General features: G+C 74.7%; 30 protein-coding genes. 14 read left to right on the top strand and 16 right to left on the bottom strand.

Annotated elements, in window-relative coordinates; translation table 11 throughout:
• Nucleotides 1-202 precede the first annotated feature (202 nt).
• Nucleotides 203-1,276 carry an ABC transporter ATP-binding protein gene (locus ACI78T_RS06990; protein WP_456557358.1) on the top strand — a complete coding sequence of 358 codons (1,074 nt, stop codon included), beginning with the start codon at nt 203-205 and terminating at the stop codon, nt 1,274-1,276.
• Nucleotides 1,277-1,288: 12 nt separating this feature from the next.
• On the opposite strand, the gene ACI78T_RS06985 is transcribed toward ACI78T_RS06990, so the two are convergent.
• Nucleotides 1,289-3,133 (bottom strand): helicase-related protein, encoded by a 1,845-nt coding sequence (locus ACI78T_RS06985; protein ID WP_456557357.1) that lies wholly within the window; start codon nt 3,131-3,133, stop codon nt 1,289-1,291.
• A gap of 116 nt (nt 3,134-3,249) precedes the next feature.
• Nucleotides 3,250-3,789 (bottom strand): hypothetical protein, encoded by a 540-nt coding sequence (locus ACI78T_RS06980; RefSeq protein WP_456557356.1) that lies wholly within the window; start codon nt 3,787-3,789, stop codon nt 3,250-3,252.
• Between the two features lie 160 nt (nt 3,790-3,949).
• On the opposite strand from ACI78T_RS06980, the gene ACI78T_RS06975 reads away from it, so the two are divergent.
• Together ACI78T_RS06975 and ACI78T_RS06970 are read left to right on the top strand one after the other, a co-directional pair.
• Nucleotides 3,950-5,617, top strand: coding sequence for an alkaline phosphatase D family protein (locus tag ACI78T_RS06975; RefSeq protein ID WP_456557355.1), 1,668 nt, complete (start codon nt 3,950-3,952; stop codon nt 5,615-5,617).
• Nucleotides 5,614-6,897, top strand: a complete 1,284-nt coding sequence (locus tag ACI78T_RS06970; protein ID WP_456557354.1) for an alkaline phosphatase family protein — start codon at nt 5,614-5,616, stop codon at nt 6,895-6,897. Before ACI78T_RS06975 ends, ACI78T_RS06970 begins: the two co-directional genes overlap by 4 nt.
• Before the next feature lie 84 nt (nt 6,898-6,981).
• Here ACI78T_RS06970 and ACI78T_RS06965 read toward each other — a convergent pair whose 3' ends face one another.
• The 4 genes from ACI78T_RS06965 to ACI78T_RS06950 are packed head-to-tail and all read right to left on the bottom strand — an operon-like array spanning nt 6,982 to nt 10,139.
• On the bottom strand, nt 6,982-8,112 hold the full coding sequence (locus ACI78T_RS06965; protein WP_456557353.1) for an NAD(P)/FAD-dependent oxidoreductase: 1,131 nt from the start codon (nt 8,110-8,112) through the stop codon (nt 6,982-6,984).
• A gap of 10 nt (nt 8,113-8,122) precedes the next feature.
• On the bottom strand, nt 8,123-9,061 hold the full coding sequence (locus tag ACI78T_RS06960; protein WP_456557352.1) for an alpha/beta fold hydrolase: 939 nt from the start codon (nt 9,059-9,061) through the stop codon (nt 8,123-8,125).
• A 47-nt stretch (nt 9,062-9,108) separates the two neighbouring features.
• A complete protein-coding gene (locus tag ACI78T_RS06955; RefSeq protein ID WP_456557351.1) occupies nt 9,109-9,684 on the bottom strand; it encodes an LOG family protein in 576 nt (191 codons plus the stop codon).
• On the bottom strand, nt 9,681-10,139 hold the full coding sequence (locus ACI78T_RS06950; protein WP_456557350.1) for a MaoC family dehydratase: 459 nt from the start codon (nt 10,137-10,139) through the stop codon (nt 9,681-9,683). Before ACI78T_RS06950 ends, ACI78T_RS06955 begins: the two co-directional genes overlap by 4 nt.
• Before the next feature lie 130 nt (nt 10,140-10,269).
• Between ACI78T_RS06950 and ACI78T_RS06945 the strand changes: the two genes are divergently transcribed.
• From ACI78T_RS06945 to ACI78T_RS06925, 5 genes are all read left to right on the top strand, one after another.
• The gene (locus ACI78T_RS06945) at nt 10,270-10,746 is read left to right on the top strand and encodes an NUDIX domain-containing protein (RefSeq protein ID WP_456557349.1); all 477 of its coding nucleotides are present in this window, start codon (nt 10,270-10,272) and stop codon (nt 10,744-10,746) included.
• Nucleotides 10,747-10,944: 198 nt separating this feature from the next.
• A complete protein-coding gene (locus ACI78T_RS06940) occupies nt 10,945-11,505 on the top strand; it encodes a hypothetical protein (RefSeq protein WP_456557348.1) in 561 nt (186 codons plus the stop codon).
• Nucleotides 11,506-11,547: 42 nt separating this feature from the next.
• Nucleotides 11,548-12,438 carry a 1,4-dihydroxy-2-naphthoyl-CoA synthase gene (locus ACI78T_RS06935; RefSeq protein ID WP_456557347.1) on the top strand — a complete coding sequence of 297 codons (891 nt, stop codon included), beginning with the start codon at nt 11,548-11,550 and terminating at the stop codon, nt 12,436-12,438.
• A 42-nt stretch (nt 12,439-12,480) separates the two neighbouring features.
• Nucleotides 12,481-12,813 (top strand): hypothetical protein, encoded by a 333-nt coding sequence (locus ACI78T_RS06930; RefSeq protein WP_456557346.1) that lies wholly within the window; start codon nt 12,481-12,483, stop codon nt 12,811-12,813.
• Between the two features lie 160 nt (nt 12,814-12,973).
• Nucleotides 12,974-13,579 carry a TetR-like C-terminal domain-containing protein gene (locus ACI78T_RS06925; RefSeq protein ID WP_456557345.1) on the top strand — a complete coding sequence of 202 codons (606 nt, stop codon included), beginning with the start codon at nt 12,974-12,976 and terminating at the stop codon, nt 13,577-13,579.
• Nucleotides 13,580-13,589: 10 nt separating this feature from the next.
• Here the strand turns inward: ACI78T_RS06925 and ACI78T_RS06920 are convergent, their stop codons facing one another.
• Nucleotides 13,590-14,303, bottom strand: a complete 714-nt coding sequence (locus tag ACI78T_RS06920; RefSeq protein ID WP_456557344.1) for a TetR/AcrR family transcriptional regulator — start codon at nt 14,301-14,303, stop codon at nt 13,590-13,592.
• A gap of 58 nt (nt 14,304-14,361) precedes the next feature.
• Nucleotides 14,362-14,793: a DUF5946 family protein gene (locus ACI78T_RS06915; protein WP_456557343.1), complete on the bottom strand. Its 432-nt coding sequence runs from the start codon at nt 14,791-14,793 to the stop codon at nt 14,362-14,364.
• An 85-nt stretch (nt 14,794-14,878) separates the two neighbouring features.
• Between ACI78T_RS06915 and ACI78T_RS06910 the strand changes: the two genes are divergently transcribed.
• Both ACI78T_RS06910 and ACI78T_RS06905 read left to right on the top strand, forming a co-directional pair.
• Nucleotides 14,879-15,997, top strand: coding sequence for an NDMA-dependent alcohol dehydrogenase (locus ACI78T_RS06910; RefSeq protein ID WP_456557342.1), 1,119 nt, complete (start codon nt 14,879-14,881; stop codon nt 15,995-15,997).
• Between the two features lie 56 nt (nt 15,998-16,053).
• The gene (locus ACI78T_RS06905) at nt 16,054-16,719 is read left to right on the top strand and encodes an HAD family hydrolase (protein WP_456557341.1); all 666 of its coding nucleotides are present in this window, start codon (nt 16,054-16,056) and stop codon (nt 16,717-16,719) included.
• On the opposite strand, the gene ACI78T_RS06900 is transcribed toward ACI78T_RS06905, so the two are convergent.
• The 4 genes from ACI78T_RS06900 to ACI78T_RS06885 all read right to left on the bottom strand — a co-directional run bounded on the left by ACI78T_RS06900 (nt 16,716) and on the right by ACI78T_RS06885 (nt 19,372).
• The gene (locus ACI78T_RS06900; RefSeq protein WP_456557340.1) at nt 16,716-16,997 is read right to left on the bottom strand and encodes a winged helix-turn-helix transcriptional regulator; all 282 of its coding nucleotides are present in this window, start codon (nt 16,995-16,997) and stop codon (nt 16,716-16,718) included. The two genes, ACI78T_RS06905 and ACI78T_RS06900, sit on opposite strands and share 4 nt — an antisense overlap.
• Nucleotides 16,994-17,398 carry a VOC family protein gene (locus tag ACI78T_RS06895; RefSeq protein WP_456557339.1) on the bottom strand — a complete coding sequence of 135 codons (405 nt, stop codon included), beginning with the start codon at nt 17,396-17,398 and terminating at the stop codon, nt 16,994-16,996. The genes ACI78T_RS06900 and ACI78T_RS06895 overlap by 4 nt, the downstream gene beginning before the upstream one ends.
• A 70-nt stretch (nt 17,399-17,468) precedes the next feature.
• Complete coding sequence (locus ACI78T_RS06890) at nt 17,469-18,308, bottom strand: glycerophosphodiester phosphodiesterase (protein ID WP_456557338.1); 840 nt, start codon at nt 18,306-18,308, stop codon at nt 17,469-17,471.
• 71 nt (nt 18,309-18,379) lie between these two features.
• Nucleotides 18,380-19,372: a glucosyl-3-phosphoglycerate synthase gene (locus tag ACI78T_RS06885; protein ID WP_456557337.1), complete on the bottom strand. Its 993-nt coding sequence runs from the start codon at nt 19,370-19,372 to the stop codon at nt 18,380-18,382.
• Between the two features lie 199 nt (nt 19,373-19,571).
• On the opposite strand from ACI78T_RS06885, the gene ACI78T_RS06880 reads away from it, so the two are divergent.
• Genes ACI78T_RS06880 through ACI78T_RS06870 form a run of 3 tightly spaced genes read left to right on the top strand, consistent with a single transcriptional unit; the run spans nt 19,572 to nt 20,374 of the window.
• Nucleotides 19,572-19,766, top strand: coding sequence for a hypothetical protein (locus ACI78T_RS06880; protein WP_456557336.1), 195 nt, complete (start codon nt 19,572-19,574; stop codon nt 19,764-19,766).
• Nucleotides 19,767-19,775: 9 nt separating this feature from the next.
• Nucleotides 19,776-20,141 (top strand): iron chaperone, encoded by a 366-nt coding sequence (locus tag ACI78T_RS06875; protein WP_456557335.1) that lies wholly within the window; start codon nt 19,776-19,778, stop codon nt 20,139-20,141.
• Between the two features lie 32 nt (nt 20,142-20,173).
• Entirely contained in the window at nt 20,174-20,374 is a 201-nt protein-coding gene (locus ACI78T_RS06870) for a hypothetical protein (protein ID WP_456557334.1), read from the top strand.
• Nucleotides 20,375-20,400: 26 nt separating this feature from the next.
• On the opposite strand, the gene ACI78T_RS06865 is transcribed toward ACI78T_RS06870, so the two are convergent.
• Nucleotides 20,401-21,132, bottom strand: coding sequence for a GAF and ANTAR domain-containing protein (locus ACI78T_RS06865; RefSeq protein ID WP_456557333.1), 732 nt, complete (start codon nt 21,130-21,132; stop codon nt 20,401-20,403).
• Between the two features lie 185 nt (nt 21,133-21,317).
• On the opposite strand from ACI78T_RS06865, the gene ACI78T_RS06860 reads away from it, so the two are divergent.
• Nucleotides 21,318-22,103, top strand: a complete 786-nt coding sequence (locus ACI78T_RS06860) for a GAF and ANTAR domain-containing protein (RefSeq protein ID WP_456557332.1) — start codon at nt 21,318-21,320, stop codon at nt 22,101-22,103.
• Here ACI78T_RS06860 and ACI78T_RS06855 read toward each other — a convergent pair.
• Genes ACI78T_RS06855 through ACI78T_RS06845 form a run of 3 tightly spaced genes read right to left on the bottom strand, consistent with a single transcriptional unit; the run spans nt 22,100 to nt 25,676 of the window.
• Nucleotides 22,100-24,244 carry a phage holin family protein gene (locus tag ACI78T_RS06855; RefSeq protein ID WP_456557331.1) on the bottom strand — a complete coding sequence of 715 codons (2,145 nt, stop codon included), beginning with the start codon at nt 24,242-24,244 and terminating at the stop codon, nt 22,100-22,102. The two genes, ACI78T_RS06860 and ACI78T_RS06855, sit on opposite strands and share 4 nt — an antisense overlap.
• Nucleotides 24,241-24,870 carry a DedA family protein gene (locus ACI78T_RS06850; protein ID WP_456557330.1) on the bottom strand — a complete coding sequence of 210 codons (630 nt, stop codon included), beginning with the start codon at nt 24,868-24,870 and terminating at the stop codon, nt 24,241-24,243. Before ACI78T_RS06850 ends, ACI78T_RS06855 begins: the two co-directional genes overlap by 4 nt.
• Nucleotides 24,867-25,676, bottom strand: coding sequence for an MBL fold metallo-hydrolase (locus ACI78T_RS06845; protein ID WP_456557329.1), 810 nt, complete (start codon nt 25,674-25,676; stop codon nt 24,867-24,869). Before ACI78T_RS06845 ends, ACI78T_RS06850 begins: the two co-directional genes overlap by 4 nt.
• Nucleotides 25,677-25,787: the final 111 nt, after the last annotated feature.

Raw genomic sequence — 25,787 nt, 5'->3', positions numbered from 1 at the left:
GACCGGATGTGCCGACGACACTAGACGAGCGGTGCCATTCCCCGCGCCCTTTCCGGTGGGCCCCGCCGTGCCATTCGACCGACCGGGCGGAATTGCCGACCGGGTCCGCTCCGGCCCCTTTCCGCGGGCCCCGTGGAGCGGTATCTTCCGAGCGCCCGGGACGAACTTCCTCCCCGGATCCCCGAATTGCCCGGAGGGCCCGATGGCGACCGTCACCTACGACCGCGCGACCTGCGTCTACGCCGGGGCGGAGCGCACCGCGGTCGACGCCCTCGAGCTCACCGTCGAGGACGGCGAGTTCCTCGTCCTCGTCGGCCCGTCGGGCTGCGGCAAGTCCACGTCGCTGCGGATGCTCGCCGGGCTGGAGGAGGTCCGCGACGGCCGGGTGCTCATCGGCGACCGCGACGTCACCGACCTCCCGCCCAAGGACCGGGACATCGCGATGGTCTTCCAGAACTACGCGCTGTACCCGCACATGACCGTCGGCGACAACATGGGCTTCGCCCTGAAGATCGCCGGCGTGCCCAAGCAGCAGATCCGCGACCGGGTGCGGGAGGCGGCCGCGCTGCTCGACCTCGAGGAGTACCTCGACCGCAAGCCCAAGGCCCTCTCGGGCGGGCAGCGGCAGCGGGTGGCCATGGGCCGGGCGATCGTCCGCCAGCCGCAGGTCTTCCTGATGGACGAGCCGCTGTCCAACCTCGACGCCAAGCTCCGGGTGCAGACCCGCCGTCAGATCGCGCAGCTGCAGCGGCGGCTGGGCGTCACGACCGTCTACGTCACCCACGACCAGGTCGAGGCGATGACGATGGGCGACCGGGTGGCCGTGCTCAAGGACGGCCTGCTCATGCAGGTCGGCACTCCCCGGGAGCTCTACGACCGCCCGCGCAACGCCTTCGTCGCCGGCTTCATCGGCTCGCCCGCGATGAACCTCTTCCGGCTGCCGGTCACCGACGGCGGCGTCGCCTTCGGCAGCGAGGTGCACCCGGTCGAGCGGGACGTGCTCGACCGGGCCGGCGCCGCGGAGGTGACGCTGGGCGTCCGCCCCGAGGACCTCGAGGTCGCGGCCGACGGCCTGCCGGTCGAGGTCGACGTCGTGGAGGAGCTCGGCGCCGACGCCTACGCCTACGGCCGGACGACGGTCGGTGGCACCGCGCAGGCGGTCACCGTGCGCGTCGACTCCCGGCGCCCGCCGCTGAAGGGCGACGTGGTGACGGTGGCGCCGCGGCCGGGCCACGTGCACCTGTTCGGCGCGGACGGCGAGCGGCTGGGCGGCTGACCGCCCGCGTCCTCAGCGGGGACGGCGCGTCCGCCCCCGGCCGTCCTGCGCCGCGCTCCCGCGCCCGGTGCGCCGTCCGCCGGTGTCGCCCGCGCGGCCACCGGAGCGCGCCGGGCGGGCCTGGCGGTCGTGCCCGTCGTGGTGCCGGGTGCGGTCGTGGCGCTCCCGGCCCGGGCCCCGGCCGGCGGAGCGCACCGAGCACTCGCGGCAGGTGGTGAACCAGGGGGCGATGCCGGCGCCGCAGGAGCTGCACCGTCCCGACGAGGAGAGCCCGATGGCCGCGGGCAGCAGCTCGGTGATCCGGTCGGCGCAGACCTCCTCGACCTCGGCGGCGTCCTCGGCGGTGAGCCCGGCGACGCCGGGGAAGGAGCGGAGCAGGGTCTGCGCGTCCCGCGCGGCGGCGGCCGCCTGCTCGTAGTCCTCGACCATGCCCTTCTCCGGCACCGGCTCCAGCACGGTCTCCGGGTCGACCCGCAGGCCCGCGGCCGAGCGCAGCGCCGCCCGGGCGAGCACCAGCCAGCGGGTGCGCCGCGGCGGGTTGTAGTCGATCGGCAGGTTGATCAGCCGCCACACCGTCCAGAGGTCGCCGACGGCGCCCAGCGGCCCGCGCAGCAGCGGCAGCAGGGCGTGCACCCGGACGATCAGCCCGGTGACGTCGTCGGCGGTCATCTGCTGGTCCTTCGTGGCGGCGCGCGCCCAGGCGGTCCAGCGGGTGAGCGCCTCCGGCAGGTCGACCGGCTCGAAGGCGCCGAGGTCGTCGAGCTCGGGACGCAGCCGGGGCCGCCGCTTGGGCAGGTCGCTCATCGCGTCGCCCCGGGCCACCTCGGCTCCGGCCTTGAGCAGCCCGGCGTCGGCGCGCATGCCGGCGACCCCGGCGAGCACGCCGACGGTGCCGTGCCCGGTCAGGCCGTAGCGCCCGGCGCGGCCGGCGATCTGCGCGGTCTCCCAGGTGCGCAGCGCGCGGCGCTCGACGCCGTCGAACTTCGTCGTCTCGGCGAAGAGCACGGTGCGGGCCGGCACGTTGATGCCGTGGCCGATGACGTCGGTGGTCACCAGCACCTCGGTCTCGCCGCGGGTGAAGCGGTCGATCACCTCGCGGCGGGTGGCCGGCGGCAGCGCCCCGTAGAGGACACCGACCTTGCCCGGGCGGTACGGGTCGAGCGCCGCGGCGACGGCGTAGACGGCCTTGCGCGAGAACGCGACGACGAGGGTCTGCGGCCGGACGCCGTCGGCCCGGACCGGGGCCTTGAGGACGTCGAGCCGCGAGAGCCGCTTGTGGTTGACGACGGTGATCTGCTTCGCGTCGGAGACCAGCGGCTTGAGCAGCAGGTAGGCCTCGGCGGCGGAGATCAGGTGCATCTCGCGGTAGTCGCCGGTGAGGACCAGCCGTGCCCAGTGGTGGCCGCGGTCGGGGTCGGCCACCCAGTGCGACTCGTCGAGGACCAGCAGGTCGCCGCGCATCGGCGCCTTCTCCACGGTGCAGCAGACGATCGGCGCGTCGGGGTCGATCTCCTCCTCGCCGGTGCTCAGGCCGACGGTCCCCGCCGGCAGCACCGCCGACAGCCGCGCGTACGCCTCGTGGGCGAGCTGGCGCAGCGGAGCGGCGTAGACGCCCCGGCCGTTCTTCTCGAGCGCGAGCAGCGACTCGTAGGTCTTGCCGGAGTTGGTCGGCCCGAGGTGGAAGACGACCTCCTCGGGGCGGGTGGTGCGCACCGGCAGCTCGGGCTCGGCGCCCTCCACCCAGCTCTGCTGGGCGAGCTTCTCGATGCGGGCGGCGGCGCGGTCGTCGTCGCGGCCCTGGAGCTCACGAGCGCTGCGCTTGCGCCGTCGATCGGAGGAGTGCGGGGGAACTGTCACAGGGGGGAACAGGCCTTACGTCAGGGGAGGTCGGGGCGGGTCCGCTCGAGCGCGGAGACCAGCTGCCGCGGACCCTACGGAGGGCAACAACCGGAACCGGCCGGACATGCCCGGCGTCAGGCCGCACGTCGTTCGTCCCGTGCCTCGTGCAGCCGGACCTCGATCACCAGCCCGCGGACGGCCACGACGTCGTTCAGCGTGCGGGGGGTGACCAGGAGCGGCCCGTCGGCCGTGCGGAAACCGACGGCCACGGGGCAGGTGAGGGCGCCCGCGGCGCGGGTCCGCGGCCGGGAGGGCCGCAGCGGCAGCACCCGGTCGGCGACCTCGGCCCAGCCCTCCGTCGTCCGCGGGACGCCGACCAGCACGGCGAGGTCGCCGAGCAGCCCGGCGGTGTTCTCGACCTCCAGCCGGAGCCGGCGGTCGCGCGGCCACGCGACCCGGGGCTGGACGACGTCGACGCGGACGCCCAGGGCGGTGAGCAGGTTCGCCGCGCCGCACAGCTGCAGGCGGGGGAGGGATCCTGCGGGCGTCACGGCGGCGCGGGCGCGCAATCGCGCGAGGGTGGCGCTGTAGCGCAGCCGGCGCTGCTGCTGGGTGGCCGGCGTGGCGCGGTCGGACAGGGGGACGACGACGGGGCGGGGCGGTGCCTCGGTCATGCGAGAAGCGTCCAGCGGCGCGATGACGACGGCGTGACCACGACGCGGCGCCCACAGGAACTCCGGGCGGCGTGCTCTGTCGCGACAAAGCACGACTGAACGGGCCGTGAACATCCGGCGGATCGCGCATCCTTCCGGCGGCTCGGTCAATAGACCGCGCGTGACCTCGTCCGAGACCAGGCCGAACGGCTCGCTGTCCCGCCGCAGGGCCCTCCAGCTCGGGGTGGCCGCCGGCACCGGTCTGGCGCTCTCCACCGCCGACCCGGCCGCCGCCGCTCCTGTCCGGCCCACCTTCCGCCACGGCGTCGCGTCGGGCGACCCGCTGCCCGACGCGGTGGTGCTGTGGACCCGGGTGACGCCGCGCCCCGGGGACGACCCCGGGACCGGCAGGGGACCCGTCGTCCCGGTCACCTGGGAGGTGGCGACCGACCAGGCGTTCCGGCGGGTGGTGCGCAGCGGAACGGTGCGGACCGGTCCGGACCGCGACCACACCGTGAAGGTGGACGCGACGGGGCTCGCCCCCGGCACCGGCTACTGGTACCGGTTCCGCTGCCAGGGCGTCGTCTCGCCGGCGGGGCGGACCCGCACCGCGCCCGCTCCCGGCGCCGCCGTTCCCCGCCTGCGGATGGCGGTGGTGTCCTGCGCGAACTGGCAGGCCGGCTGGTTCACCGCCTACCGGCACCTGGCCCGGCGGCAGGACCTCGACCTCGTCCTGCACCTCGGCGACTACCTCTACGAGTACGCGCCGGGCGAGTACCAGGCCCGTGACATCGTCGTCCGCCCGCACGACCCGCCGCGGGAGATGACCACGCTGGCCGACTACCGGCGCCGCCACGCGCAGTACAAGACCGACCCGGACCTGCAGGCGCTGCACGCGATCGCGCCCTGGGTGGTGACGTGGGACGACCACGAGTCGGCCAACGACTCCTGGGCCGGCGGCGCGGAGAACCACACCCCGGGCGCCGAGGGCGAGTGGCGCCGCCGTCGCGGCTTCTCGCAGCAGGCCTACGCCGAGTGGATGCCGGTGCGCTACGAGGCCGGCGGCCGGCTCTTCCGGCGGCTGCGGTTCGGCCGGCTCGCCAGCCTGTCGATGCTCGACCTGCGCACCTACCGCGACGAGCAGGTGGACTCCCCGGTCGACCCGGCGCTGGCCGACCCGGCCCGGACCATCGCCGGACCGGAGCAGCTGCGCTTCCTGCTGGACGGGCTGGCCGACCGGCAGGTGCAGTGGAAGCTGGTCGGCAACCCGGTGATGATCGCGCCCGTCCGCTTCCCGGCCGCCCTCGACAGCCGGGTGACCGAGGGCATCGCCGCCCTGGTCGACGCCCCGGCACCTCCGGTGTCCGGCGTCCCGTACAACGTCGACCAGTGGGACGGCTACCCCGCCGAGCGCGCGAGGGTGCTGGGCCACCTGCGCGACCGCGGCATCCGCGACACGGTCTTCCTCACCGGGGACATCCACTCCGGCTGGGCCTGCGACCTGCCCGCCGACGCGCTGACGTACCCGGTGAACGGCACCAGCGTCGGCGTCGAGCTCGTCTGCACGTCGGTGACCAGCGACAACCTCGACGACATCACCATGACCCCGCCGCGGACGACGTCCCTGGCGGTGGAGACGGCGTTCAAGGCGAGCAACCCGCACGTCAAGTACCTCGACTTCGACTCGCACGGGTTCTCCGTGCTCGAGGTGACCCCGGCAGGCGCGCAGATGGACTGGTTCGTGCTGGCCGACCGCACCGACCCGAACCCGGCGGCGGTCTGGTCGACGTCCTACCGGGTCCCCGCCGGGACGCAGAAGGTCCAGCCGGCCCCGGGGCGGCTGGCATGAGCGCCCGGGTGATGGACCGCCGGCGCTTCCTGCAGGTCGGCGCCGCCGGCGGAGCGGCCGTGGTCCTGTCGACCGCGCTCGGTGCGCAGCCGGCCCGGGCCGGGCGCAGGCCGGACCTGCGGGTGTACGTGCTCGTGGTGGACGGCTGCAGCCCGGGCGAGGTGGAGCCCCTGCTCATGCCCCGGCTGTCCGCCCTGCGAGCCGAGGGGACGTGGTTCCCCGCGTCGCGCTCGCTGCCGGTGATGGAGACCATCCCGAACCACGTGATGATGATGACCGGCGTCCGGCCCGACCGGTCCGGCGTCCCGGCCAACGCCGTCTTCGACCGCCGCGAGAACGTCGTCCGGGATCTCGACCGCCCGACGGACCTGCGGTTCCCGACGGTGATCGAGCGGCTGAACGCGGCGGGCGCGACCACCGGGACGGTGCTGTCGAAGGAGTACCTGTTCGGCATCTTCGGCACCCGCGCCACCTATCGGTGGGAGCCGCAGCCGGTGCTGCCCATCACCGGTCACGCACCCGATGCCTTCACCATGGACGCCGCCGTCGCCTTGGTCGACCGGTTCGACCCGAACCTGGTCTTCGTCAACCTCGGCGACATCGACCGGGTGGGGCACAGCGACGTCCTCGGGCCGGTGCTCCCGGCCGCGCGCAAGGCCGCGCTGCTGAGCAGCGACACGCAGGTCGGCCGGTTCGTCGACCACCTGCGGGCCATCGGGCGCTGGCAGAAGAGCGTGCTGATCGTCCTCGCCGACCACTCGATGGACTGGTCGATCGCCACGAACGTCGTCTCCGTGGCGCAGGTCCTCGGCAGCCGCCCCGACCTGCGCGACAGCATCGAGATCGCCCAGAACGGGGGCGCCGACCTCCTCTACTGGATCGGCCGGGCCAGCCGTCGAGACGCCGGGCTGGCCGAGATCCGGCGGCTGGTCCAGGCCCACCCCGGGGTGCTGGCGGTGCACCGACCCGACCAGTTGCGCCTGGGCCCGGAGGCCGGTGACCTGGTCTGCTTCACGCGGGCGGGCTGGCGGTTCAGCGACACCACGCCGGTGTCGAACCCGATCCCGGGCAACCACGGGCACCCGGCCACCGAGCCGATCCCGTTCCTGGTCGCCGGTGGCCATCCCGCGGTCCGCCGCGGTGCCGTGCGCAGCGACCCGGCGCGCACCGTCGACGTCGCCCCCACGGTGGGCGCGCTGTTCGGCCTCGGCGCCCCGCGCGGCGGCTACGACGGCACCGCCCGCACCTCCGCGTTCACGAGGTTCCCCGCGGGCCGCTGACCCGCTTCTCGTGCCGAGATCCCGTGATCTCGGCACGTCAGGCGCGCTGATGCGCCGAGATCCCGCGATCTCGGCGGGGGAGGGTCAGCGGAGGTGGCGGGTGGCGGCGGCGAGGGTCCGGGCGGTCAGCCGGCCGTCCGAGAGCCCGAGATCGACGACGTCGTCGAACACGCGCTGGTCGGAGGCGGCGGCGCGGAAGACGGCGTCCATCACCCACGGCCACCGGCTCGCCCAGGACGCGGTGGACGAGTGCAGCAGGTGCCGGCCGAGGCGCCGCCGCAGCTCGCCGCGGTACCGCGCCCCGGCGTCCGCGCCGTGCACGGCCGCCGCGCCGGCCAGCGACCCGGACAGCACGGCGTAGAAGATGCCCTCGCCCGTGAGCGGGTTGATCAGCGAGGCCGCGTCCCCGGCCAGCAGCACCCGCCCGTCGGGCTGGCGCGGCCGACCGGTCGACAGCGGCAGCCGGTGCGCCCTGAGCTCGTTCGCCCCGACGCCGGGCAGCAGCCGCTCGAGCCCGGCGAGCAGCCCCTCGCGGTTCACGCCGCCGGAGACCAGCTCGCCGTAGCCGACGTTCGCCCGCCCGTCGCCGAGGGGGAACGACCACGCGTAGGCCGGCCACCGCTGCTCCGTGGTGGCGATGAGCTGGACGTCCTCGAGCCCCTCCGGGACGGGCGCGTAGCCGCGGATCGCGATCGCGAGGTGGTGCGGCCGGTTGGGTGCGGTGCCCAGCGCCCGGCGGACGACGGACTCGGCGCCGTCCGCCCCGACCACCACGCCGGCGGTCAGCACGCCGTCGATCTCCACGACGTCGTCGCGCACCTCGAGCCGCCGGACGACGTGCCGCCGGAACTCCGCGCCCGTGGCCAGCGCCGCCGCGAGCAGCCGGGCGTCCAGCACGGCCCGGGGGACGACGCGGGCCGGCCGGTGCATCGTGCGCTCGACCACCGCGCCGCCCGGCGAGCGCAGCCGCAGGCGCGGGACGACGGCGTAGCCCGCCGTCGCCGCGTCGGGGTCGATGCCGAGACCGGCCAGCACGTCGAGGGCCTCCGGGGCGATCCCGTCGCCGCAGACCTTGTCGCGCGGGAAGTCGGCCCGGTCGAGGACCAGGACCCGCGCGGACGGGTCGGCCCGGCGGGCCGCCGCGGCGCAGGCGGAACCGGCCGGCCCGCCCCCCACGACGACGACGTCCCAGTGCTCGGCGCCGGTCGACTGCATGAGGGGAACGCTAGGCAGGACGGACGGGACGCGCGACGCCGTCCCAGTTCTGGGCCAGCAGCCGGCGCCAGCTGTCCAGGTCGTGCGCGGCCGGCTCGGTGCTGCCGATCCAGTCGAGCAGCACGTCGCAGAAGCGGTCGGGGTCGTCCAGGTGCGGCCAGTGGCCGGCGTCCCGGAACACCTCGATGCGGGCGCTGGGCACCAGCGAGCGCACCGTCTCGGCGTGCTGCGCCGGGACGATCGGGTCGCGGCCGCCCCAGATGACCAGCATCGGCACGGAGTCGGCGAGGTAGAGGCGGTCGAGCGCGGTGACCGCCTGGCCGCGCGCGTCGACGACGCCGCGCAGCGTGCGCAGGAACGCCCGCCGCGCCTCGACGTCCTTGAGCGCGAGCAGGGCGTCGCCCGCCTCGGCGAGGTCGCCGACCCGGCGCCAGCCGGACACCCGGCCCACCTTCTCCACGGCCTGCAGGCCGGCGCGCAGCGGCCCGGACACCCCGGCGAGCGCGGTGATCACCAGTTCCGCGCCGGGCAGGGTAGCCGCCCGCAGCCCGGCCGAGAGCTCCGGGCCCAGGCCACCGCTGCCCACCAGCGCGAGCCGCTGGCAGCGCTCGGGGAACTGGTAGGCGAACTGCAGCGCGATGCCGCCGCCCAGGGAGTGGCCGACGACGGTGGCCTGCTCGATGTCGAGCACCGACAGCAGGTCGCGCATCCCGTTGGCGTAGGCGGCGATCGAGTAGTCGCCGCGCGGCTTGTCTGAGTTCCCGTGCCCGAGCAGGTCCGGCGCGATGACGGTGTGCGTCTCGGCGAGCCGGTCGATCACGCCCGCCCAGGTCTGGCAGTTGTTCCCGATGCCGTGCAGGAGCAGCAGCGCGGGACCCTCGCCGGCCCGGATGAAGGCGCGCTTGTGCCCGTGGACCACACGGCTCTCGGCGACCTGACGGGGCGGCACGCGACCAGTGGACCACGAACCTGTTGCCGAGGAGTTACAGACACCGCTCAGGCGGAGGGTGGCGCCGTCCACTTGCGGGGCGGGTGGACGTAGCCCTCGACGAAGGACAGCAGGGCCTGCGCGTCGCGGACCACGCCGAAGGCGTCGAGGCGCGCGCCGTCGAGGTAGCCGTCGTCGACCATGCGGCGCAGCTGGGTGAGCAGGGGCTGCCAGAACCCGTCGACGTCGAAGAGCGCCGTCGGCTTGGCGTGCAGGCCGAGCATGCCCCAGGTCCAGGCCTCGAAGAGCTCCTCGAGGGTGCCGGCGGCACCGGGCAGCGCGACGAACGCGTCGGCGAGCTCGGCCATCGCCGCCTTGCGCTCGTGCATCGACTCCACGACCTCGAGCCGCGTGAGCCCCGGGTGCGCGAGCTCGTCGTCGACCAGGTGCTGCGGGATCACCCCGACGACCTCGCCGCCGGCCGCGAGGGCGGCGTCGGCGATGACACCCATCATCCCGACGTGGCCGCCGCCGTACACGAGCCCGACGCCGGCCTCGGCGAGCTGCCGGGCGAACGCCGCGGCGGCCTCCGCGTGGGAGGGCGGACCCGCGTGCGAGCCGGTGAAGACCGCGATGCGCCTCATCCGCCGTAGTAGCGGTAGACCGGCTCGGCGATGCAGACCGGCTTGTCGCCGCCCTCGCGCTCGATGGTGGCGGCCAGCGTGAGCTGCAGGCCGCCGGCGATCTCCTCGACGTTCTTCAGGCTCGCGGTCAGCCGCACCTTGGACCCGACCGGGACCGGCGACGGGAAGCGGACCTTGTTCAGCCCGTAGTTCACGCCCATCACCGTGTCGGTGACGAGGAGGACCTGCGCCGACAGCGGCGCGAGCAGCGACAGCGTCAGGTAGCCGTGCGCGATCGGCCCGCCGAACGGGCTCTCGGCCTTGGCGCGCTCGACGTCGACGTGGATCCACTGGTGGTCACCGGTCGCCTCGGCGAACTGGTCGACGTGCTCCTGGGTGACCTCGAACCAGTCGCTGCTGCCGAGCTCCTTGCCGAGGAGCCCGGGGACCTCGGCCATCGTCGTCGTGGTGGTCATGGCGTGCCCTCCTGAAGCCGGACATGTCCGTTCGCATGCTCTGCCTCTGCTTACCAGGGCGAGCAGAGGCAGAGCTTCCGCGGGGGTGCCATGGCGCTCCGGGCTTGCGCCGACCGGGTTCACTGGGCGGGTGCTCGCCTCGACCGACGGCTGGACGACCTGCGCCCAGGGCCACCGCCACTGGGGCCGCGCCGGGGCGGCGGGCCTGCTGCTGCACCGCGACGGCGCCGACGGCCCCGAGGTGCTGCTCCAGCACCGGGCCGTCTGGTCGCACCACGGCGGGACGTGGGGGACGCCGGGCGGCGCGCTGCACCACGGGGAGACTGCCGCCGACGGCGCCCTGCGGGAGGTCCGCGAAGAGCTCGGCCTGCTCCCGGACGACGTCGTCCTCGGTGCGCGGTCGGTCGACGACCACGGCGGCTGGGCCTACACGACGGTGCTCGCCCGCCCCGCCCGGCGGATCGAGGCCGCGGACCTGCGGCTCGACGGCGAGAGCGACGGGGTGGCCTGGGTGCCGCTGGCCGGGCTCGGCGAGGTTGCCCTGCACCCCGGGCTCGCGGCCTCCCTCAGCCGCCTGCGCCCGCTGCTGGAGGACGCGCGACGGTAGTCTGGCGTGTCGGGCATGAGGTCGCTCTGCGTGGGTAGGCGGTCACGGCTTCCCGCACCACCGCACCACCTGAAGGAGCCGGCCCTGTCCCGCGTCCACCGGCACCGCGCCCCTGGCCCCGCATCGCGCGGCGCCGGGCTCGGTGCTCTCCGTTCCACCGTCCAGCAGCACCGGGCCCGGATCATCCTGGTGCTCGGCATGGCTTGCGCGGGCCTGCTCGTCGCCGCTCCGCTGGCGCTGTTCCTGGCCGGGGGTGGTGACCGCGCCGGCACCGCCCGCGATCCCGAGGGCGTGTTCACCGGCGACCCGGGCACGGGCGTCGGCGGCGGGCCCGGTCCGTCGACCCCGGGTGTGGCCACCGAGTCCGCCCAGTCCCCTGCGCCGGGGCTCCCGCCGGTCGACCCGGCCGCCGACGTGTCCGACGTCGGGGGCGGTGGCGGCACGGGCGGCGCGGCCGCGGCCGGCGGGGTCGGCAGCTCCGCCGGGACGGGCGCGGGCACCGGCACCGGTGGCGGGTCGGCTCCGGTGGCCGGAGCCCAGCCCGCGCCGGCCGGCGGCGGCACGAACCCGGCGCCGTCCGGTGGCGGGAGCAATCCGCCCACGTCGCCGGGCAGCAACCAGCAGCCGCCCGCGCAGCAGCAGCCGGCGCCCCAGCAGCCGGCGCCGGAGAAGCAGTGCCCCTGCGAGACGGTCACCGACGTGGTCGAGGGCGTCACCGACCCGGTGACCGACGTGGTCGGCGGCCTGCTCGGCAAGTGACGGCCCGGCGGTGCGTGCCGGCGCCCGGATAGGTTCGAGCGCATGAGCGCCCGCGACGACGTCTCCGAGATCTTCGACAGCTCCGCCTGGGCGCCGGTCGAGGGCTTCGGCTTCTCCGACATCACCTACCACCGGGCCGTGGACGCCGGCGTCGTCCGCATCGCCTTCGACCGGCCCGAGGTGCGCAACGCGTTCCGCCCGCAGACGGTCGACGAGCTGATCGAGGCGCTGGAGCACGCGCGGCTCTCGACCGACGTCGGCTGCGTGATCCTCACCGGCAACGGGCCCAGCCCCAAGGACGGCGGGTGGGCCTTCTGCTCGGGCGGTGACCAGCGCGTGCGCGGGAAGTACGGCTACGAGCACGACAAGGGGCGCTCGAGCGGGCGGCTGCACGTCCTCGAGGCGCAGCGGCTGATCCGCTTCATGCCCAAGGTCGTCATCTGCGTCGTCCCGGGGTGGGCGGCCGGTGGCGGGCACAGCCTGCACGTCGTCGCGGACCTGACCCTCGCCAGCGCCGAGCACGCTCGCTTCAAGCAGACCGACGCCGACGTCGGCAGCTTCGACGGCGGCTTCGGCTCCGCCTACCTCGCCCGGCAGGTCGGCCAGAAGTTCGCCCGCGAGATCTTCTTCCTCGGCGACGAGTACACGGCCGAGGACGCGCACGGGATGGGCATGGTCAACCGCGTCGTCCCGCACGCCGAGCTCGAGGCCACCGCGCTCGAGTGGGGGAAGAAGATCGTGGCGAAGAGCCCGACCGCGCAGCGGATGCTCAAGTACTCGTTCAACCTCATCGACGACGGTCTGGTCGGGCAGCAGCTGTTCGCCGGCGAGACCACGCGGCTGGCGTACATGGCCGAGGAGGCGGTGGAGGGTCGCGACGCCTTCCTCGAGAAGCGCGACCCCGACTTCACCCGCTTCCCGTGGCATGTCTGAGGGCCATAGTGGTCATGAAGGCCCCATGAGCAGGGAGGCGAAGTGATCGTCGAGGTGGTGACGGGCGCCGACGAGCGTCCCGAGGCGCGGGTGGTCGACGTCGACGACCTCGGCCGGCTGCACCTGGCGCTGGGGCAGGTGACCGACGACGAGGCGGCCGAGGTGCTGGAGCGGGCGGGGCTCGGCCGGCTGCAGGACAGCGAGACCGCCGTCCTCGACGTCGCCGCCCTGCACGCCGCCGCCCAGCCGCGGGCCACGGGCCCGGAGTGGCAGGCGCAGTGGGACCAGATGATCGCCGGCGCGCGCAGCCGGGGGTGGCTGTCGGAGGACGGCGCGACGGTGAAGGTGCACGTGGAGAGCGCCGCGGGCGCCTGACTGGGACACTTGTGCCCTGACCTGCGCAGATGTCTGCGCACGGTGCACCAAATTTCAAGTACTAAAGTACTCAACGGTTCCGGTGCAGGGTCATTGTGGTGAGTCCATCCACACGTCACGATGTCGCGGTGCGTATGACGTCTGGTCACGGAATCCGGTCATGAGCGGCACGCCGGGGCGGCCGCTCAGCTCGGAGCTGTCCGAGCAGCTGCTGTCGGTCGCGGTGGACATCCTCGCCGAGGAGGGCTGGGGCCGGCTCAACAGCGACCGGATCGCCGCACGGGCCCGGGCGGGCAAGGCGGGCATCTACCGCCGCTGGCCCACCATGGCGGCCCTCGCGTGCACGGCGGTCGGCCGTTTCCGGCTGGTGGACACCCCCGAGGACGGCGGCTCGCTGCGCGCCGACCTCGTCGCGCTGGCCTCCCGGTGGACCCGTCCGCTGGACCGCGAGGAGCGCGCCGTCGCCAGCATCGTCGGTGCCGCCCGCCACGAGGAGCAGCTGCGCAAGGGGCTGGACGACGCGCTGGTGCACCCGCTCGAGCGCGTCGTCGCCGAGCTGGGGGAGCGGGCGGCCGATCGCGGCGAGCCGGTCGAGCCCGGCCGGCTGGCGCTGCTGGGCTCGGTGCTGCAGGCGTTCTGGTGGCAGCGCTACACCGCGGCGGGCGACGGCGCGATGACGCCCGAGGCCGTCGAGCGCGTGGTCGACGACGTCCTCGTGCCGATCGCCGGCTCCGTGTCCGCCTCGCGGGAGCCCGCGGTCGTCTGACCCGGCCGCGTCAGCCGGCGCGGCGCATCTCCACGGGCGGCCAGCCGGTGTCCGCGCGGCGACCGGCGTCGAGCGGTGCGCCGAAGCGGGCCTGCATGGTGGCGAGCACCTGGTCGAGCAGCCGTTCCACCTCCGCGGCGACGGCGGCGGCGTCGCCTCCGTCGGCGGCCAGCCGCCGCTGCTCGACCAGCACGACGCGAGATGCCGTCAGCCACATGGCGGCGGTGAGCGGGGCGGCGATCTCGGGGGCCAGTCCCGTGCCCACGCCCGGCTCGGGGTCGGTGGCCCAGGCCTCGGCCAGGGTGGCGCCTAGCCGCAGCTCGGCCTCGTAGAGCACCCGCTGCTCGTAGGCGGCGAGGTCGGGGCAGGCGGCCAGCGCGGCGGTGAACGCCGCGGTCTCGTCGGACAGGTGCAGCGCGACGAAGTGGCCGGCGCCCTCCACCAGGTGGCGGCGCAGCGCCGTCAGCGGCGAGACGCCGGGAGCGCGGGTGCGCACGGCCTCGGCCGGCGCGTCCACGAAGGGCAGGCGCCCCGCGAAGAACAGCTCCTCCTTGGTCGCGAAGTGGTTGAAGACCGTCTGGACGGCGACGTCGGCCTCGCGGGCCACGTCGGCGATGGTCACCGCGTCGAAGCCGCCCTCGGCGAACATCCGCTGCGCGACGGTGCGGACGTGTTCGCGCGTCTGCGCCTTCTTCTGCGCACGACGATCCTTGAGTTCACCCACCGTCGCAGCATAAGCACGCTGCGTATCTGATTTGATGAGCGGCGCGAAAGAACCCGGCTCACGCCCGGTGTGTCGTGACGGTGGCCCAGTCGTCGGCGACGGCCCGCGCCCACGACTCGACGAGGACCTGCAGGTCGATGACGTCGAGGTCGGCCGCGACGTCGGCGATCGTCGTCCGCCAGACCTGCGGCGGCCGGCTCAGGTCGAGGTCCGGCGGCGCGCCGAGGCGGTCCAGCGCCGCCCGCAGCCGGCCGGGGTCCCCGGCCACCGGGTGCTGCGCGTCGTACGCCGCGTCCGCCAGGGCCACGACCGCGCCGCCTCGCGGAGCGGCGTCCGCCTCCTCGCGCAGCCCGCGCAGCGTCACCTCGAACAGCCGGGCGCACGAGGGCGAGGCCCCCGGGTGGCGCGAACCGCCGTCCGGGACCGGGACGAGGACGGCGCCGCAGCCGGGGCATGTCTCGGTGGGCTGCGCAGGAACGTCCGGGGGCACCGCCCGATCGTGCCGCACGGCGGCTCCCCGCGCGGAGCCGAGGGGCCGCTGCAGCCGCCCGCACCGAGGCAGGCAGCATGACCGCGTGCGAACCAGAGCTGCCGTGCTGCGCGAGGCCGGGACCGAGTACGACATCGTCGAGCTGGAGGTCCTCGACCCCGGCCCGGGCGAGGTGCTGGTCGAGATGGCCTACGCCGGCCTCTGCCACTCCGACGAGCACCTGCGGCACTCGAACCCGGGTGGGCGCTACCCGATCGTCGGCGGCCACGAGGGCTCGGGCGTCGTCCTGGCCGTGGGGCCCGGTGTCGTCTCCGTCGCGCCGGGCGACCACGTCGTCACCAGCTTCCTGCCCGCCTGCGGGCACTGCCGGTTCTGCGCGCAGGGCCGGTCGAACCTCTGCGACAAGGGCGCCACGATCGCCAAGGGCGAGCTGCCGACCGGGACCTACCCCTTCCGGCTGGACGGCGAGCCCCTCGGCGGCTTCTGCATGGTCGGCGCCTTCGCCCGGCACACGCTGCTGAGCGAGTTCTCCTGCGTCCGCATCGACCCCTGGCTCCCGCTCGACACGGCGGCGCTGGTGGCGTGCAGCGTGCCCACCGGGTGGGGGTCGGCGGTCTACTCCGGCGGGGTCCGGCCGGGCGACACCGTGGTCGTCGTCGGCCTCGGCGGGGTGGGCGCCAACGCGGTGCAGGGCGCGGTGCACGCCGGGGCGATGCACGTCATCGGCGTCGACCCGGTGGCCATGAAGCGCGAGTTCGCGGAGTCGCTGGGCGCCACGCACGCCGTCGCCACCGCGGAGGAGGCGACCGGGCTGGCCCGGCAGCTCTCCCGCGGCACGGGCGCCGACGTCGTCATCCTCACCGTCGGGAAGATGTCGGCCGAGGCCTACGCGGGTGCGGCGTCGGCGCTCGGCAAGGGCGGCACGCTCGTGCTGACGGCGCTGGCCGACCGGCCGGAGGACGGCAACGTCTCGCTCGGCGGCCAGCTGGCCACCGTGTTCGAGCAGCGCATCCAGGGCTCGCTGTTCGGCTCGTGCAACCCGTTCAAGGACATCCCGATGCTCCTGCGCCTGCACGAGGAGGGCCGGCTGGAGCTCGACCGGCTCATCACCCGGCGGTACTCGCTCGACGAGGTCAACGAGGGCTACCGCGACCAGGCGGCCGGCGAGACGATCCGCGGCCTGCTCGACCACGCGAAGTCCTGACCGCCTTGTGTGCTTCATCGCGATAAAGCACACCGGTCCTGGGCACTGGGCGGCGCATGAGTGAAGCGCGCATCGCCGTCCTCGACGTCGACGGCACCCTGGTCGACACCAACTACCAGCACGCCCTCGCCTGGTACCGCGCGCTGCGGTCGCTGGGGGAGACCTACCCGATCTGGCGGATCCACCGGCTGATCGGCATGGGCGGCGACCAGCTGGTGCGGGCGATCGGCGGCGACGAGGTCGAGGACCGCATCGGCGACGCCGCCCGCGAGCGCTGGGTGGAGGAGGTCGACCCAATGATGGGCGAGACCGCGCTGCTCCCCGGGGCCCGCGAGCTGGTGGTGGCGCTGAAGGAGCGGGGCCACCGCGTCGTCCTCGCCAGCTCCGGCAAGCCGCACCACGTCGAGCGCGCGCTCGACCTGCTCGACGTCCGGGACGTCGCCGACGCCTGGACGACGAGCGACGACGTCGAGGAGACCAAGCCCGCCCCCGACCTGCTGCAGGTGGCGCTGAAGAAGCTGGGCGAGCCGGTGGACGCCCCCGCGCTGGTCATCGGCGACTCGGTCTACGACGTCGAGGCCGCCAAGAACGCCGGGATGCCGGCGATCGTCGTCCGCTCCGGCGGGTTCGGGGACGACGAGCTGCGCGACGCCGGCGCCCTCGCGATCTACGACACCCCGGCCGACCTCACCGCCGCGCTGGACGACACCGACCTCTCCTAGGCGCCCTGCCCGCCCCAGCGGCCGAGCGCGACGATGGCGTCGCGCAGGGCGAGCCCCCGATCGGTCAGCGCGTAGGCCCGGGTGTTGTGCCGGAGGGGCAGGCGGGACAGCACCCCGGCCGCCTCCAGCTCGCGTAGGCGGGTCGCGAGGATGTTCGTCGGCACCCCGAGGTCGCGCTGCAGGTCGCCGTAGCGTTGCGGCCCGTCGAGCAGCCGCTCCACGATGAGCAGGGCCCACCGGGCTCCGACGACGTCGAGGGCTGCGGCGAGCCCGCTCACGCGGTCGGATCGGTGTCCGGCTTCATCCAGAACGGCGAGTAGTGGTAGCCGTCCGGGTCGTCGAACTGGCGCTGGTACATGAACGGGTAGTCGTCGGTGTCGCCGATCCGCCCGCCGGCGGCGCCGGCGAGCTCGACGAGCTCGTCGACCGCCTCCCGGCTGCCGAGGTCGAAGGAGACGGTCACCTTCGAGGGGGTGCCGGGTCCGCCGACCAGGTCCTCGCTGCCGCCGACGCTCGCGTACATCTCGCGGCTGCCGAGCATGACGTACTGCTCCGGCGCGATCGCGAAGCACGACACGTTGTGATCGGACATCTCGGCGTTGAGCGTCCAGCCGAGGGCCCTGTAGAAGGCGGTCGCGCGCTCGACGCTCTCGACCGGGCAGGTGATGAAGAGGCTCATGCGGCGGAGACTTGCAAAATGCAAGTGCGACGTCAAGGCCTCGCTGCCTGCGGCGACAGGTTCGGCACGGCTAGGAGGCGGCGGAGCGGCGGCCGAGCCGCCGCAGCATCTCGTCGGGGTGGTCGGTGATCACCGCGTCGACGCCGAGGTCCCGCATCAGGTCCATGTCGCGCGGGCGGTTGACCGTCCACACGTGGACCTCCTTGCCGGCCGCGTGCGCGTCGGCGACGAAGTCGGGGTCCGAGCGGAGCAGCGCGATCCCCGGCCCGAGCGCCGTCATGCTCCCGCCGAGCAGCTCCCGGCGGACCGGCCGCAGGCGCTTGCCGATGAGCAGCACGGTCGGCACGGCCGGGGCCAGCTCGGCCATCCGGCGGACGGCGAGCTGCGAGAAGCTCATCATCCGGACGGCGGGCTTGCCCGCCCACTCGACCGGGCGGCCGTTGCCCAGCAGGCCGTAGCGGCGCAGGCTCTCGACCAGCGCCTCCTCGACCTTGCGGGTGTGCCGGGTCGGGTGCTTGGTCTCGATCGCCAGCCGCAGGGTGCCGGGCGTCGCGGTGATGTAGTCCAGCAGCCGGTCCAGGGTCAGGACCAGGCCGTTCTCCACGTCCGGCTCGTCGGTGACCGACAGGATCTCGTCGTCGGCCCAGCGGCTGCGCCCCCGCGGCCGGCGGGGGCCGAACTGGTACTGCTCCAGCTCGGCGAGGTGCAGGGCGGAGACGACGCCGCGGCCGTTCGACGTCCGCTTGATCTGCCGGTCGTGCACGCACACCAGCACGCCGTCGCGGGTGAGCCGGACGTCGCACTCGACCGCGTCCGCGCCCACCGCGGCCGCGCTGCGGTAGGCGGCCAGGGTGTGCTCCGCCGCATCGGCGGTCGCGCCGCGGTGGGCGACGACCTCGACGGCGGTCACGCGGGCAGGGCGGGGGGAGCGACCGGCACGCGCTGATCCTCGCGGACGCGTGGTCGCACCGCTACGGGGGGTCAGCCGGCCAGACCCGCCCGCTCCGAGCGGTACTCGGGGACCGTCGCCATGGGCGGCCGCTCGTCGACGGCGACCGCGCGGCTGTGCGGCACGAAGCCGGTCCCGTCGTGCCGGAACTGGGTGAGCAGGCCGCTCGCCGCGAGTGGCTGGTGCCCGGGTCGGCCGCTCTCCGCCCGCGCGAGCACGGTGGAGACGACCTCGCCGGCCATGACGCCGAGCGCCTCCTGCGACTGCGAGGTGTGCCGGCGCACGCCGAGGTCGACCTGGGCCAGCGAGGACAGCCCGCCGAGCCCGAGCAGGTCGATCAGCAGGCCGATCTCCACCCCGTACGAGGACACGAACGGCACCTGCTCGAGCGCCGAGCGGCGGCCGGCGTACTCGCCGCCCAGGGGCTGCACGAAGCCGGCGAGCTCCGGCCACAGCGCGTTGAGCAGCGGCCGCGCGGTGAGCTCGGTGACCCGCCCCCCGCCGGCCGGCTGCACGTGCCCGTCGACCTCCAGGGGGCGCGTGTAGCAGCCCTTCACGTAGCGGACGTGCGGATCGGTGAGCAGCGGCCGGAGCAGCCCGGGGACGTAGTGGGCGACGTCGCCGAGGAGGTCGGAGTCCAGGAACACGACCAGGTCACCGGTGGTGGCGGCCAGCGACTTCCACAGCGCCTCGCCCTTGCCCGGCCGCGTGCCCTGACCGGGGAGGACGTCGGAGGCCGCGACGACGTCGGCACCGGCCGCCCGCGCCACGGCGGCCGTCGCGTCGGTCGAGTCGGAGTCGACCACGAGCAGCTCGTCGACCAGCGGCAGGCGGACCACCCACCGGTCCCGCAGCTCGGCGACGAGGCGCCCGACCGACGCCTCCTCGTCCTTGGCCGGCAGGACGACGCTCACGCGGTGCCCACCCCGGCGCTTGGCGCGGAGCAGGGCGTCGAGATCGAGCTCGGCCAGGCCGGTGGCCGACGAGGTGCGGTGCTCGAACCAGGCGCGGGCGTCGGGTCTCATCGCCTCACTGTCGACCAGGAGCGCGCTCCGTGCCAGGACGGCACCCGCCTGTTCACGCGTTCGTCACGGATTCTCACCCGTGCCGACGCCGGCGCATCTTGCGGATCCCTTGCGGTTCCCCGGCGTCCGCCGTGCGGTTCCGCGCGCACAGTCGGTCCTGCACCACAGGGGGAACCGCCGCCCGGACCGAGGAGACACGATGACCCGCACCGACGCAGCCCTGACCCGCCGCGTCGTCCGCGCGCGGCTCGCCGTCGTCTCCGCGGTCCTGGGCGGCGCCTTCGCCCTCGCCGGCCTGGGCGCCTTCGGCGACCTCTCCGGCGCCCCCGCCGGAGGGGACGTGGCCCCCGGTATCGCGACGGTCGAGCTGTCGCAGCCGGTCGACGGCCAGTAGAACTCCGGCATGGCCGCCCGCTTCAGCACCGTCGACGAGTACGCCGCGTCCCTGCCCGACGACGCGCGCCCGGTGCTGGAGGAGGTGCGCCGCCTCGTCCACCGCGTCGTGCCCGGCGTCGACGAGGCGATCAGCTACCAGATGCCCACGTTCGTCCTGGACGGCAGGCCGCTGGTGCACGTGGCGGCGTGGAAGAAGCACCTCGGGCTCTACCCGTTGCCCCCGATGGACGACGACCTGGCGGCCGCGGTCGAGCCCTACCGCGGTGCCAAGGACGCCCTGCAGCTGCGCTACGACCGGCCGGTGCCCTACGACCTCGTCGAGCGGGTCGTCGGCGTCCTGCTCGAGCAGCGACGCACCGGCCACCCCTCGTGACGTCCGGGTTCCGGTTCGCTACGGTCCGCGACGTGCCCGAGCCGCAGCCCACCGAGCAGCAGCCCGCCTCGCCGGAGGAGGACGGGTGGCTCCAGGGCACCGGGCTCGCGATCGGGCTCGGCCTGGGCACCGTGCTCGGCCTGACCGCCTTCGACAACATCGGCGTGGGGCTCGCGCTCGGTGTGGCCCTCGGGGTGGCGCTCGACGCCGCCCGCGGCCGCCGCGAGGGCTGAGCGCCGGCCGGCGACCAGGCCCGGCCCTAGTTCTGCGTCGGGTCGCCGGCCACGCCGTCGACGATCGCCTGGGCGATGTCGCGCAGCTTGCGGTTCGACCGCTGCGACGCGGCCGCGAGCAGGTCGAAGGCCGTCGTCGCGTCGCAGCGCCGCTGGGCCATCAGGATGCCCTTGGCCTGCTCGATGACAGCCCGCGTCCGCATCGCGACGTCGAGGTTGGTGGCCAGATCACGGGCCGACTCGTACAGGTGCACGTTGTGGATCGCCACGGCCGCGTAGGACGCGAACGCCCGGGCCACCTCACGCGCTTCCTCGTCGTAGGCGTACGCATCGGCGGCGTACAGGTTCAGGGCTCCTTGCACGGTCTCGCGCACGGGGACCGGCACGGACAGGGAGCTCAGCGCGCCCTTCTCCACGCACACCGCCGCGTACTCCGGCCACCGCTCCTCCTGGCGGGCGTCGGAGATCTCGCGGATCTCCTCGCCGAGGGCGGCCTCCAGGCACGGGCCGTACCCCCGGTCGTACTGCGACTCGTCGAGGTCTCGTGCCAGCTGGCCGGTGAAGGCCGGGGTGGTGGCCTTGTCCCTGATCACGAGGCTGACCGACGCCTCGGTGACCCCGGGGATGACCTGCTTGGCCAGCTCCGCGATGCGCTGCAGCATGGCGTCGAGCGAGGTGTCGGTGAAGGTGAGCCGCCCGAGCTCCTCGAAGGCGTCACGCGCATCGAGCGGGAGGGTGGACTTCTCGTCGGTGCTCATGGGCTGGTCCGGCCTGTCGGGTCCGGCCGACCGGGCGTGCGCCTGGTCCCGGAGCAGTGCCCGGAGGCACCCGTCCGCCGGGCCGCTGCCTGACCCGGGAAAGGCCGCCCGGAGGCGGCCGGGTGCGAGTCTAGGCGCAGGCCGGAGCGGTCGTCAGCACGCGCGCGCGGTCGTACTGTTCCGCCATGACGACGAGCACCCGGGAGCCGGGGGAGACGGGAGCGGACCCCCGTCACCGTCTCGGCGAGGCGATGAGCCGCGTGGCGCGTCAGCTGCAGGAGGACCACGGCGACATCGAGGCGACCCTCCAGGCCATCACCGCGGCCGCGGTCACCATTGTGCCGGGGGCCGAGGACTGCAGCATCAGCTACGTGATCGGCCGCCGGAAGATCGAACCGAGGGCCTCCACCGGCGAGCTGTCCCGCGAGGTGGACCTCCTCCAGGAGCGCGTCGGGCAGGGGCCGTGCCTGGACGCCGTCTGGGACGAGGAGGTGGTGCGGGTCGACGACGTCGCGGGCGAGGAACGCTGGCCGGAGTTCGCGCAGGAGGCGGCCCGCCGCGGGGTCGGCAGCATGCTGTGCTTCCAGCTCTTCGTGGTCGGCAACCAGATGGGCGCCATGAACCTCTACTCGCGGCGCCCGCACGCCTTCGACCGGGAGAGCGAGGAGATCGGGCACGTGCTCGCCAGCCACGCCGCGATCGCGCTCGCCGGCGCCGAGCACGAGCACCACCTGCGGGCCGGCATCGACAACCGCGACCTCATCGGCCAGGCGAAGGGCATCCTCATGGAGCGCTTCCGGCTGAGCGCCGAGCAGGCCTTCGGCGTGCTGGCGCGGGTGTCCCAGGAGATGAACCGCAAGCTGGTCGACGTGGCCCGTGAGCTGGCGGACACGGGCGCGATGCCGGAGCGAGCCGACAGCGGGCACGCGCGTGCCCGTCGCCAGGCGCCGGGTGCCGCCGAACCGCGCTAGACGGCAGGCGCCACTCGGCTCAGGGCCGTCACGCTCTGCTCGCCGACCGCGGCGCCCTCGCCCGTCGGCTCCGGGTGGCCGAGGTCGGTGAGCCAGCCGCGCAGCACGCGGTGCAGGTGCTCGGCCCCGACGACCTCGCCGGGCGCCGTCCACGCCTTCGGGTAGGCCAGCAGCGCGTGCTGCTGCGGGCCGCCGAGGCCGCCGTGGGAGCCGACGTGCGGCTCGAACGGCGACGCCTCGTCGGTGTCGGGGTCGTACCGGCTGTTGATGACGACGTCGGCGCAGTGGGGGAACGACGAGACGCGGGCCACCAGGGCCGCGGCGTGCTCGCCGTAGGGCAGCAGCGGGTCGGTGCCGATGACGACGCCGGAGGCCAGCCGGTGCAGCCCGTCGCGGCCGAGCACCACCGGGCCGAACTCCTCCGAGTGGACCAGCAGGAAGCCGACGCCGTCGTGGTCGACCAGGCCGGGGAGCAGGCCGGGCCAGTGCTGCTCGATCTCCTCCAGCGAGACCCGCCCCGGGATGTCGGGGAACGACACCATCGCCTGGTGGCCGGAGACCACGCAGACGACGCCGGGCGCCACGCGGGGCACCTCGCCGGTCAGCCCCGGCTCGACGGCGTGGTCGTGACGGACCGCTCCGGCCCGCTCCACCCGCTCGCGCAGCCGCCGCGCGATGGGCCCGCCGCTCTCGCTCAGGGCGGTGGTCACCTGCCAGCCCTCGACCGGGCGCCGGCTGTCCCGGGTGCCCGTGGTCGGCGCCGTCCCCGGGAACCCGCAGAGCCGGCCGACCAGCTCCTCGACCGTCTCCCCGAACCGGTCGGCGAAGGCCCAGCCCTGGGTCTGCCCGTGGTCGGAGAGGACGACGAGGTGGTACTCCCGCGGCGCCAGCGTGGCGGCCCGGTGCAGCCGGCCGAGCTGCTGGTCGATGCTGCGCAGCACCGCCAGGCTGTCGGCCCGCTCCAGCCCGCCGTGGTGCGCCGCCTCGTCGTAGCCCAGGAAGTCGGAGTAGACGACCGGGCGCCCGGCCAGCATGTCCTCGAGCAGCGCGAAGACGACGACGTCGCGGGAGATGACCGTGACCCCGGGGCGGGCCAGCGGGTAGATGCCGCCGCGGGAGACGCGGGGCCGGACGTCGTCGCGCCGCTCGCGGGCCGCCGCGGCCAGCTCCCGGACGATGTCGACGGCGGAGACGCCGAGGGTGCGCAGCGCGTTCACCGGGCTGGCGAAGTAGGCGTAGTAGCCCGAGCCGACGCGGTCGCGGGTGCGCCGGGTCCGCCGCGCGCGGGCCGGCACGACGTGCGACAGCGAGCTCATGGTGAGGCTGACGTGGGCGGCGTCGCCGGTGAACAGGTTGCCGCGGCCGGCGCCGTCCGGGGCGAGCAGCCCGCGCCCGTCGGAGTGCCGCCGCTCCACCTCGACGGCGTCTGCGGGGTGCGAGACGCGGGTGATGTGGTCGCGGTCCTTCTCGTACCAGCGGAAGCCGAGGATGTCGTGGTTGGAGCCGTGCAGGATGCCGCTGACCGAGGCGCCGGTCTGCGAGCTCCAGTCGGTGTGCCAGGACGTCATGGTGTGGCTGCCCGAGCGGATCCACGCGGCGAGGTTGGGCATCCAGCCGTCGCGGACCGCGCGGCGGGCGGTGTCGTAGGCGAGCGCGTCGATCTGGAGGAAGAGCACGCCCGGCGGCCGGTCGGCGTCCGCGGCGGCGGCCGGTGCCCGGCGGCGGGCCCGGCGGAAGAAGATCTCGTCCTCGTCGACGGCGAGCAGGCTGCTGACCAGGCCGGACACCGCGGCGAGCACCACCGCCACGACCACCGCCTCGCGCAGCCCCGCCACGACCACGCCCGGGATGGCGAAGGAGACGGCGAGCACCAGCGCCCCGAACAGCAGGAAGCTCCCGAGGCCGAGGGTGAAGAACGCGATCGGCAGGGCCACGCGCATGACCAGCGGCCAGGCCAGCGCCGAGAGCAGGCCGAGCAGCAGCGCCATCACCGGCGCCTGCCACCACGACGGCAGCTCGAAGCCGTGGACCCGGTGGCTGAGCACCACGAGCGCACCGGTGACGGCGGCCCACGTGATGACGACGCGGGCGAGCGTGCGGCCGGTGCGCAGCAGCCGGCCGTGCGGAGGGGCGGTGCTCATGAGGACTCGCAGTGCTCCGGCTCGGGGGCGGTGGGCACCGACCGGCGCCGGCGGGCGCTGACCAGGTTCGCGACCGCGCCGACCGCGAGGACGAGGACGGTGGCGACGAGCATGGCGATCAGCGGGGAGTCGAAGATGCCGCCGCTGACCACGCCGAGCAGCGCGTAGGCCAGCGCCCACAGGAAGGCGGCGAGCAGGGACGCGGGCACCAGCCGCCGCCACGGGTAGGCGAGCGCGCCGGCCGCGACAAGGACGGGGATGCGCCCGGCGGGCAGCAGCCGACCGGCCACGATGATCTGCCAGCCGTGCGCCCGGAACTGCTCGCGCACCTCGTCGATCCGCTCGACGTGCTGGCCGCGGGTGACCCAGCGGACGGCCGACGGCCCGCCGAAGCGGCAGATCGCGAACGTGGTCAGGTCACCGGCCAGCGCGGCGAGGGTGGCGACGGCGAGGACGACGGCCAGCCCGAGGGTGTCGGTGGTCATCGCGAAGGCGGCCGCGGTGCCGACGACCAGGCCGGTGGGTACGACCGGGACGATCGAGCCGAGCAGGACCAGCCCGAACAGCAGGGGGTACCCGACGGCGTCGTGGCCGTCCCAGGCGGAGGTGAGCAGGTCGAGGTTCACGCCGCTGCCGCCTCGGAGAGGTCGACCGCTGACCCGGGCTCGGTCACGGCGACGCGGGTGGCCAGGCCGCGCGCGGCGACCTCGGTGGCGAAGGCGCGCGGCGGATCGACCAGCAACCGCCGCATACGAGCCCGCAACGGGGAGGGGACCGACGCCATTCCGGCCAGGGTGAGCGTCCCCCAGTGCACCGGGACGGCGAACGTCGGCCGGATGAGGCGCACGGCGTCCGCGGCGGTGACCGGGTCGAGGTGACCGGGCCCGAGGGTGGGGCCCCAGCCCCAGACCGGCAGCAGGGCGACGTCGACTGCCCGCTCGCCGATCACTTCCATGCCGTCGTAGAGGCCGGTGTCGCCGCTGACGTACACGGTCGACCCGCCGCCCTCGAGCAGGAAGCCGATCGCCTCGGTGTCCGGTCCGTGCGTGGACCGCGGGCCCCAGCGGTGACCGCTGTGCTCGGCCCGGACGGCGGTGATCCGCAGGTCGCCGTCCGAGATCGCCTCCCCGGCCGAGAGCTCGTCGACGTTGGGGAAGCCCCGGCCGCGCAGCCAGGCGGCGGCGCCGCGGGGGACGACGATGCGGGTGCGCGGCCCGACCGTGCGCAGGGACGGGATGTGCAGGTGGTCGCCGTGCAGGTGGCTGATCAGCACGACGTCGACGCCGGCCCAGGTCGACGGTTCCGGCAGGGGGACGACGCGGCGGAGGAGGCCGACGGTGGTGGCGAGCAGGGGATCGGTGAGCACGGTGCGCCCGGCCAGCTCGACCCGGACCGTCGAGTGGCCCAGGAAGTGCAGTTCCGGGCTCGTCACGGCGCCAGTATTCGCGGTGGCGGAGACAGTTCCCAAGGCGTTTGCGCCCGTCTGGGGGGCTCCGGCGGCCGAAATGGGGGGAAACCCCGAGTGCGCTTTCTGTACAGAAAG

The sequence above is a fragment of the Blastococcus sp. SYSU D00922 genome, assembly GCF_054050495.1.
This window is presented reverse-complemented; position numbering and strand designations above follow the sequence as displayed.

Bases quoted from the DNA above. Each gene is read 5' to 3' on its own strand.
- ACI78T_RS06990 (WP_456557358.1), top strand. From the start codon at position 203: ATGGCGACCGTCACCTACGACCGCGCGACCTGCGTCTACGCCGGGGCG.
- ACI78T_RS06980 (WP_456557356.1), bottom strand. From the start codon at position 3,789: ATGACCGAGGCACCGCCCCGCCCCGTCGTCGTCCCCCTGTCCGACCGC.
- ACI78T_RS06970 (WP_456557354.1), top strand. From the start codon at position 5,614: ATGAGCGCCCGGGTGATGGACCGCCGGCGCTTCCTGCAGGTCGGCGCC.
- ACI78T_RS06965 (WP_456557353.1), bottom strand. From the start codon at position 8,112: ATGCAGTCGACCGGCGCCGAGCACTGGGACGTCGTCGTCGTGGGGGGC.
- ACI78T_RS06955 (WP_456557351.1), bottom strand. From the start codon at position 9,684: ATGAGGCGCATCGCGGTCTTCACCGGCTCGCACGCGGGTCCGCCCTCC.
- ACI78T_RS06950 (WP_456557350.1), bottom strand. From the start codon at position 10,139: ATGACCACCACGACGACGATGGCCGAGGTCCCCGGGCTCCTCGGCAAG.
- ACI78T_RS06940 (WP_456557348.1), top strand. From the start codon at position 10,945: ATGGCTTGCGCGGGCCTGCTCGTCGCCGCTCCGCTGGCGCTGTTCCTG.
- ACI78T_RS06935 (WP_456557347.1), top strand. From the start codon at position 11,548: ATGAGCGCCCGCGACGACGTCTCCGAGATCTTCGACAGCTCCGCCTGG.
- ACI78T_RS06925 (WP_456557345.1), top strand. From the start codon at position 12,974: ATGAGCGGCACGCCGGGGCGGCCGCTCAGCTCGGAGCTGTCCGAGCAG.
- ACI78T_RS06905 (WP_456557341.1), top strand. From the start codon at position 16,054: ATGAGTGAAGCGCGCATCGCCGTCCTCGACGTCGACGGCACCCTGGTC.
- ACI78T_RS06895 (WP_456557339.1), bottom strand. From the start codon at position 17,398: ATGAGCCTCTTCATCACCTGCCCGGTCGAGAGCGTCGAGCGCGCGACC.
- ACI78T_RS06885 (WP_456557337.1), bottom strand. From the start codon at position 19,372: ATGAGACCCGACGCCCGCGCCTGGTTCGAGCACCGCACCTCGTCGGCC.
- ACI78T_RS06880 (WP_456557336.1), top strand. From the start codon at position 19,572: ATGACCCGCACCGACGCAGCCCTGACCCGCCGCGTCGTCCGCGCGCGG.
- ACI78T_RS06875 (WP_456557335.1), top strand. From the start codon at position 19,776: ATGGCCGCCCGCTTCAGCACCGTCGACGAGTACGCCGCGTCCCTGCCC.
- ACI78T_RS06865 (WP_456557333.1), bottom strand. From the start codon at position 21,132: ATGAGCACCGACGAGAAGTCCACCCTCCCGCTCGATGCGCGTGACGCC.
- ACI78T_RS06860 (WP_456557332.1), top strand. From the start codon at position 21,318: ATGACGACGAGCACCCGGGAGCCGGGGGAGACGGGAGCGGACCCCCGT.
- ACI78T_RS06855 (WP_456557331.1), bottom strand. From the start codon at position 24,244: ATGAGCACCGCCCCTCCGCACGGCCGGCTGCTGCGCACCGGCCGCACG.